This window comes from Mumia sp., assembly GCF_028803055.1.
Classification (GTDB): Bacteria; Actinomycetota; Actinomycetes; order Propionibacteriales; family Nocardioidaceae; genus Mumia.
The window spans coordinates 1-6,891 of sequence record NZ_JARBCJ010000172.1 but is presented as its reverse complement, the minus strand read 5'-3'; the positions used below and the strand labels follow the sequence as shown (position 1 = coordinate 6,891).

The following is a 6,891-nucleotide window of genomic DNA, read 5'->3' as shown; positions in this document are numbered from 1 at the left end:
TCGACGCCGTCGGCCTGATGGCCGACGGCCACCGGGTCCGTGGACGGGGATGGGTCCGCGAGGAGGTCGACGGCCACGAGTTCCGGGTCGGTGGTGCCGGTTTCTGGCAGGTGCACCCGCAGGCGGCCGCCACACTGGTCGACGCCGTCCGGCGAGCGGTAGAGGCCAGGCCGGGGGAGACGATGGCCGATCTGTACGCGGGCGTCGGCCTCTTCACCGCGTTCCTCGCCGAGGAGGTGGGGTCGTCGGGCACCGTGATCAGCGTCGAGGGAGACCCGCGGGCGTCACGCGACGCACGCCGCAACCTGCACGGGCTACCGCAGGCCAGGGTCGTCAACGGCGACGTCGAGCAGGCGCTTCGGCGTGGCGAGGTGGGGGAGCGGGCGGACGTGGTGGTGCTCGACCCGCCGCGGACCGGTGCCCGTGCCCGCGTCGTCCGTCGGATCGCGGCACTCGGCCCGAGGCGGGTCGTCTACGTCGCCTGCGACCCGGCGGCGTTGGCCCGTGACGTCAAGACGTTCGGCGAGGAGGGCTACGTGCTCGGGTCGCTCGAGGCGTACGCGTTGTTCCCGATGACTCACCATGTGGAGTGTGTCGCGGTCCTCGACCGCGCGTCGTGAGGAGTGTCCTGAGGAGGGTGCCCCCCGCGCACGAGAGACTTCGCGGGTGACCTACGCCGACCCCACCCGTTGCCCGAGCTGCGGCACCGTTGCGAGCGGCTCGCCGCGATGCCCCCGTTGCTCCGTCCAGCTCCGCGGCGAGCGCCCGCTCACCCTCCTCCGCCTGCTGAGCGAGGCCGACACGGTGCTCCGAGAGCTGCAGGACGAGGCGGCCGCCTGGCGAGCGCAGCAGGCTGACGCCCGCCCGCCGGTGGAGCCACCGAGGCCTGCCCCCGCCGGGGGACCACCGGTAGCGACGCCCGGCCGTCCGCCAGCGGGCGCGTCCCGACGCTGGACGGTGGGCGGCACCCTTCTCGCCCTGGGCGCGCTGTGCCTTGTCGTGGCGGCGTTCGTGTTCATCGCCGTGACGTGGGGACGGGTCGGCCTCACCGGTCGCACCCTGATCCTGCTGGCGTTCACCGCGGCCGCCTGCGGGTCGGCGGTGTGGCTGACGACTCGCCGGCTCCGCGCCTCGGCCGAGACGATGTGGACGGTCACGGGAGTCCTCGCGGCCGTCGACGCCGGTGCAGCGATGTCGGCCGGCCTGCTCGGTCTCGACGAGCTGGACGGCGCCGCGGTGGTCGTCGGGTTCGGGGCCGTCCTGGCCGGTGTCGGTGCCGTGGTGGCCGTCTGGTCGCGCCGATGGATGCCGACCCTCGTCTCGGCCCAGCTGGGTGTGGCGATCGGTGCCGTCTCGGCGGCAGTCGCGCTGGTGCTGCTGATGGAGGTGGACCTGCGCTGGACGCTGACCCCGGTGGCCGCCCTCGTGATCCTGCTCGCGGTGGTGTGCTGGCGCGGCGCACTCCTGGTGGCGGCCTGGGTGACCGCGCTCGGGGGAGCGTCGATGCTGGGGCTCGCCGCGCTGTGGATCGTGACAGGCGTCGCCCTCTCCCCGACCTTCTCCACCCGCTGGTCCGAGGGAGATGCTCCTGCCGCGCTGCTGCACGGCGTCCTCGTGGTGGCCCTCTCGGTCGTGGTCTCGCACGCGTTCTCCGGGCACGTCGCTCGGCTGGCCGTCTCCTTGGTCCGCGGCGTCGCAGGGTTCGACCTCGCGGTGTGCGTCGCCGCTGTCTTCCTCCTCGTCGGCGAGCAGGTGCCGCCCGAGGTGGCGTCCACGACCTGGATCGCGGTGCCCCTGGTGCTGGCCGGCGCGGGCCTCCTGCACGCGCGCTGGTCGCGAGGATGGGAGACCGGCGTCCGCGCCGCACTGGCGGTCGGCGTGCTTCCTCTGCTCATCGGGGTCGTCGTCGCAGGAGTGGGTGCGCTGTCCGCGGTGAGCGACTCGTGGTTGCCGGGGTGGTCCACCGACGTTGGTCTTCGCCTGGCGGCCGACTCCGGGCTGTCGCCCGGCCGGGCGTTCGCGCTGTGGCTCGGAGCCGCGGGCGTCGCCTGTGTCGTGGCGTGGTGGCCGCAGCCGTCGTCGACGCGGCCCCAGCGCGTCGCGCTGCTGGCGACCGCCGCACTGCTGGCGGTGGCAGGAGCCGCGGTGCTGGTCGTCCTGCTGGACGCGCCGGTCGTCGTTCTGGCTCTCGGGCAGCTCGTCGTCGCCGGGGGAGCGGCGGTCTTGTGGATGCTCCTCCGGGAGGACTCGGGCGCATCGGTCGTGGCTGCCGCGACGGCCCTGCTCTGGTCTGCCGCGGCCGCGCTGGCGCCGATCGGATCGGCTCCGGCCGCGACGCTCACGTGGACGGTCGGTGCCGCGGCCGCGATCGTCGTCGCCGCGACGGCGTTGGCTCTGCGACCGCGCAGTGCTCAACGGGACGCAGGTGTGGCGGCGGCCGTTGGTGTCGCCGGAGTGCTCGGTGTCGCGGCCGCCGTCGGCTGGGCGGACGTCGCCGGCGCCGATGCGAGGGTGCTGGCGCTGGTCGCCGCGAGCCTCGCGGCGGTGCTGCTCCTCGGCAGCGCCGTACCCCGCCTCCCTGCGCCGGTACGCCTGGCGGTCGAGGTGGTGGCGCCGATGGCCGGGCTGGTCTCCGTGGGCTTCGCCGCGTGGGTCGGGACGGCGTGGTCCAGCCTCGTCCTCACCATCGTGGGGGTGGCCATGACGACGGTCGGCCTGCTGCGTGCGGACCGGCGGGTCTACGCACCGACGGGTGCCGCTCTGCTCGGCCTGGCCTACGTCCTTCGGCTGGTCGCCTCCGACATCGGGGTCGTCGAGGCCTACACGCTGCCGTTCGGGATCGTCCTGCTCGCGGTCGGTGCCGTTCTCGTCGTACGCGACGCCGCGCGCTCGAGCGACGTCCTCTGGCCGGGGCTGACGCTCGCCCTGCTGCCGAGCCTTCCCCAGGCACTGGGCGATCCCGCCTCGCTGCGAGGGCTGCTTCTGGCCCTGGCCGCGGTGGGGGTCCTCGCCGCCGGAGCGTCGCTGCGGTGGCGTGCACCGTTCGTGATCGGCGGCGCGCTGACGACGGTGCTTGTGGTCCGTTGGGCCGGGCCGTTCGTCGGTGACCTCCCGCGGTGGCTTCCGCCCGGTGTGGTGGGAGTCGGCCTGGTCCTCGCCGGGGCGACGTGGGAGGCCCGGGTCCGCGACGCGCGCGCCGTGGTGGCATACGTCCAGCGACTTCGGTGACAGGAGGCATTGCCCGTGAGCGTCGTCACATGCTTGGATACGGGCACCTGCACCGAGCACGGAGCAGGCTGGCGGCGTCGGGTGACCCGGCGACGAGCGGGGGGCGGACGGATGCAGATCGTCGAGCTGACACGTGAGCACGCCGACGACGTCGCGACCTGGAGCTACCTCGAGCCACAGGGTTGTTACGACCTGACCGGCATGCACCCTCGACGCTTCGCCGATCTCTCGCAGGGGTTCTGGGCCCTCCTGCACGAGGGACGGTTCATCGGCTACCGGTGCTACGGCGCCCAGGCGCGGGTCCCGGGTTACGACTACGACGACGACGCCCTCGACACCGCCGGTGGGCTGCGCCCCGAGCTGACGGGCCAGGGGCTCGGACAGGCGGCGATGGCGGTCGGCCTGGAGTTCGCCCGAGAGCGCTTCGCGCCCGCCGCCTTCCGGGTGACGGTGACCGAGTTCAACGTCCGAGCGCTCAAGGTGGTCGACGCTCTCGGGTTCGTGCCGATCGACAAGTTCGAGTCTCCTGACGACGGGCACACCTACGTCGTTCTCGTCTGTCGAGACTGACGCGCCGGCCCGGGCGCCGAGGGCACGCTCGTCTCGTTCGCCCTGCGTGGCCGACGTTTGATACCGTGTATCTTGACATCGAGATAAATGACGAGCGGCGACCAGGCTGTCCTCATTGCGCGCCGCGTTGCTGCGCGCGCGACGATGGACGGCGACGCCGCTCGAGGGCCCGCTTCGCGACCGCGGGTTCCGGCAGGACGGAAGAGGAGAGGCGATGGCCAGCGTCAACAGCTTCAACGCGAAGGAAACCCTGAACGTCGGGGAGACCGCGTACGAGATCTATCGGCTGGGAGCGGTGACGGGCGAGGGCCTGGACGTCGACTCGCTGCCGTTCAGCCTGAAGGTGCTCCTGGAGAACCTCCTCCGCACCGAGGACGGCGCCGACATCACGGCGGACGACATCAAGGCACTCGCCGGGTGGGACGCCGACGCGGACCCGAGCAAAGAGATCCAGTTCACGCCTGCGCGCGTGATCATGCAGGACTTCACGGGCGTCCCGTGCGTCGTCGACCTTGCCACCATGCGTGAGGCGATGGCTGATCTCGGCGGCGACCCCAGCAAGATCAACCCGCTCGCGCCCGCCGAGATGGTCATCGACCACTCGGTGATCGCCGACGTCTTCGGCACGCCGGACGCGTTCGAGCGCAACGTCGAGATCGAGTACGAGCGCAACCGCGAGCGCTACCAGTTCCTCCGCTGGGGCCAGACCGCGTTCGACGACTTCAAGGTCGTCCCGCCCGGCACCGGCATCGTGCACCAGGTCAACATCGAGCACCTCGCCCGTACGGTCTTCACCCGCACCGTCGACGGCGTCCTCCAGGCCTACCCCGACACCTGCGTCGGCACCGACTCGCACACGACCATGGTCAACGGCCTCGGCGTCGTCGGCTGGGGCGTCGGTGGCATCGAGGCCGAGGCTGCGATGCTCGGCCAGCCGGTCTCGATGCTCATCCCGCGCGTCGTCGGCTTCAAGCTCTCGGGCGAGCTCCCGGAGGGCTCCACCGCCACCGACCTCGTGCTCACGATCACGGAGATGCTGCGTGAGCACGGCGTCGTCGGCAAGTTCGTCGAGTTCTACGGCTCCGGTGTCGGTGCCGTGCCGCTGGCCAACCGCGCCACCATCGGCAACATGAGCCCGGAGTACGGCTCGACCATCGCGGTCTTCCCGATCGACGACGAGACGACGAAGTACCTCCGCCTGACCGGGCGGTCCGAGGAGCAGATCGCCCTCGTCGAGGCCTACGCCAAGGCCCAGGGCCTGTGGCACGACGCCGACCGGGAGCCGCGCTACTCCGAGTACCTCGAGCTCGACCTCTCGACGATCGTCCCGTCCATCGCCGGCCCGAAGCGTCCTCAGGACCGTATCGTCGTCTCCGACGCCAAGGAGGCGTTCCGCACCGTCCTCGCCAACTACGTCGAGGACGACCAGACCGGCGGCGACGACCGCAAGCCCGGTGTCCCGCAGCAGGAGAAGCCGTACGGCGTCACCGTCGGCGCCGACGAGGCGTCGGCCGAGTCGTTCCCCGCGAGCGATGCGCCGGCGACGAACGGGAACGGCAACGGTCACGACGACGCCGCCGCGCCGGCCGACTGGCACTCCGCGGCTCCCAAGGACGGGGGTCGCCCGAGCAACCCGCAGCGCGTGACCACCGCGGACGGCACGACGTACGAGCTGGACCACGGCGCGGTCACGATCGCCGCGATCACGTCCTGCACCAACACGTCCAACCCGTCGGTCATGATCGGCGCGGCGCTGCTGGCCAAGAACGCCGTCGAGAAGGGCCTGGAGCGCAAGCCGTGGGTCAAGACCACCCTGGCCCCCGGGTCGAAGGTCGTCTCCGACTACTACGCGCGCGCAGGCCTCACCCCGTACCTCGACAAGCTCGGCTTCAACCTCGTCGGCTACGGCTGCACCACGTGCATCGGCAACTCCGGCCCGCTGATCCCCGAGGTGTCGCAGGCGGTCAACGACGGTGATCTCGCCGTCACGTCCGTGCTGTCGGGCAACCGCAACTTCGAGGGTCGCATCAACCCCGACGTCAAGATGAACTACCTGGCGTCCCCGCCGCTGGTCGTCGCGTACGCGCTGGCCGGCACGATGGACACCGACCTGTTCAACGAGCCGCTCGGCCAGGACCAGGAAGGCAACGACGTCTTCCTGCGCGACATCTGGCCGGCGCCCTCGGAGGTCGAGGAGGTCGTCGCCGGTGCCATGTCGGCCGACACCTTCAAGAGCGAGTACGCCGACGTGTTCGCCGGTGACGAGCGCTGGCAGTCGCTGCCGACACCGGAGGGCGACGTCTTCGAGTGGGACGCCGACTCGACGTACGTCCGCAAGGCGCCGTACTTCGACGGGATGGAGCACGAGCCCTCGCCGGTCACCGACATCGAGGGCGCCCGCGTGCTCCTCAAGCTCGGCGACTCCGTCACGACGGACCACATCTCGCCTGCGGGCGCGATCAAGAAGGACAGCCCGGCCGGCAAGTACCTCGCCGAGCACGGTGTGGAGCCGCGCAACTTCAACTCGTACGGCTCGCGTCGCGGCAACCACGAGGTCATGATCCGCGGCACGTTCGCCAACATCCGGCTCCGCAACCAGATGGCGCCGGGGACCGAGGGCGGCTTCACCCGTCAGCTGAACGAGAACGGTGAGGTCACGACCGTCTTCGAGGCGTCGGAGAAGTACCAGGCGGCGGGCATCCCGCTCGTGGTGCTGGCCGGCAAGGAGTACGGGTCCGGCAGCTCCCGCGACTGGGCAGCCAAGGGCACCGCCCTGCTGGGCGTCAAGGCCGTCATCGCCGAGTCGTACGAGCGGATCCACCGCTCCAACCTGATCGGCATGGGCGTCCTGCCGCTGCAGTTCCCCGCGGGTCAGAACGCGGAGTCGCTCGGCCTCACCGGTGAGGAGACGTTCTCGTTCACCGGCGTCACCGGGCTCAACGAGGGTCGTACGCCCAAGACGGTCAAGGTCACCGCGGCCCGCGCCGACGGTGAGAGCGTCGAGTTCGACGCGATCGTCCGCATCGACACGCCGGGTGAGGCGAACTACTACCGCAACGGCGGCATCATGCCGTACGTGCTCCGGTCGCTCCT

Annotated in this window: 4 protein-coding genes; all 4 read left to right on the top strand. The window is 71.5% G+C overall.

Annotated features, from left to right (window positions below; genetic code table 11):
• A partial coding sequence (locus PV363_RS14370; RefSeq protein WP_301022670.1) for an RsmD family RNA methyltransferase occupies positions 1 to 620 on the top strand: 620 nt, incomplete at its 5' end.
• Between the two features lie 46 nt (positions 621 to 666).
• Positions 667 to 3,228 carry a hypothetical protein gene (locus PV363_RS14365; RefSeq protein WP_301022669.1) on the top strand — a complete coding sequence of 854 codons (2,562 nt, stop codon included), beginning with the start codon at positions 667 to 669 and terminating at the stop codon, positions 3,226 to 3,228.
• A 111-nt stretch (positions 3,229 to 3,339) separates the two neighbouring features.
• Complete coding sequence (locus PV363_RS14360) at positions 3,340 to 3,798, top strand: GNAT family N-acetyltransferase (RefSeq protein ID WP_301022668.1); 459 nt, start codon at positions 3,340 to 3,342, stop codon at positions 3,796 to 3,798.
• Between the two features lie 214 nt (positions 3,799 to 4,012).
• The coding region (locus PV363_RS14355; protein ID WP_301022667.1) for an aconitate hydratase at positions 4,013 to 6,891 on the top strand (2,879 nt) is incomplete at its 3' end.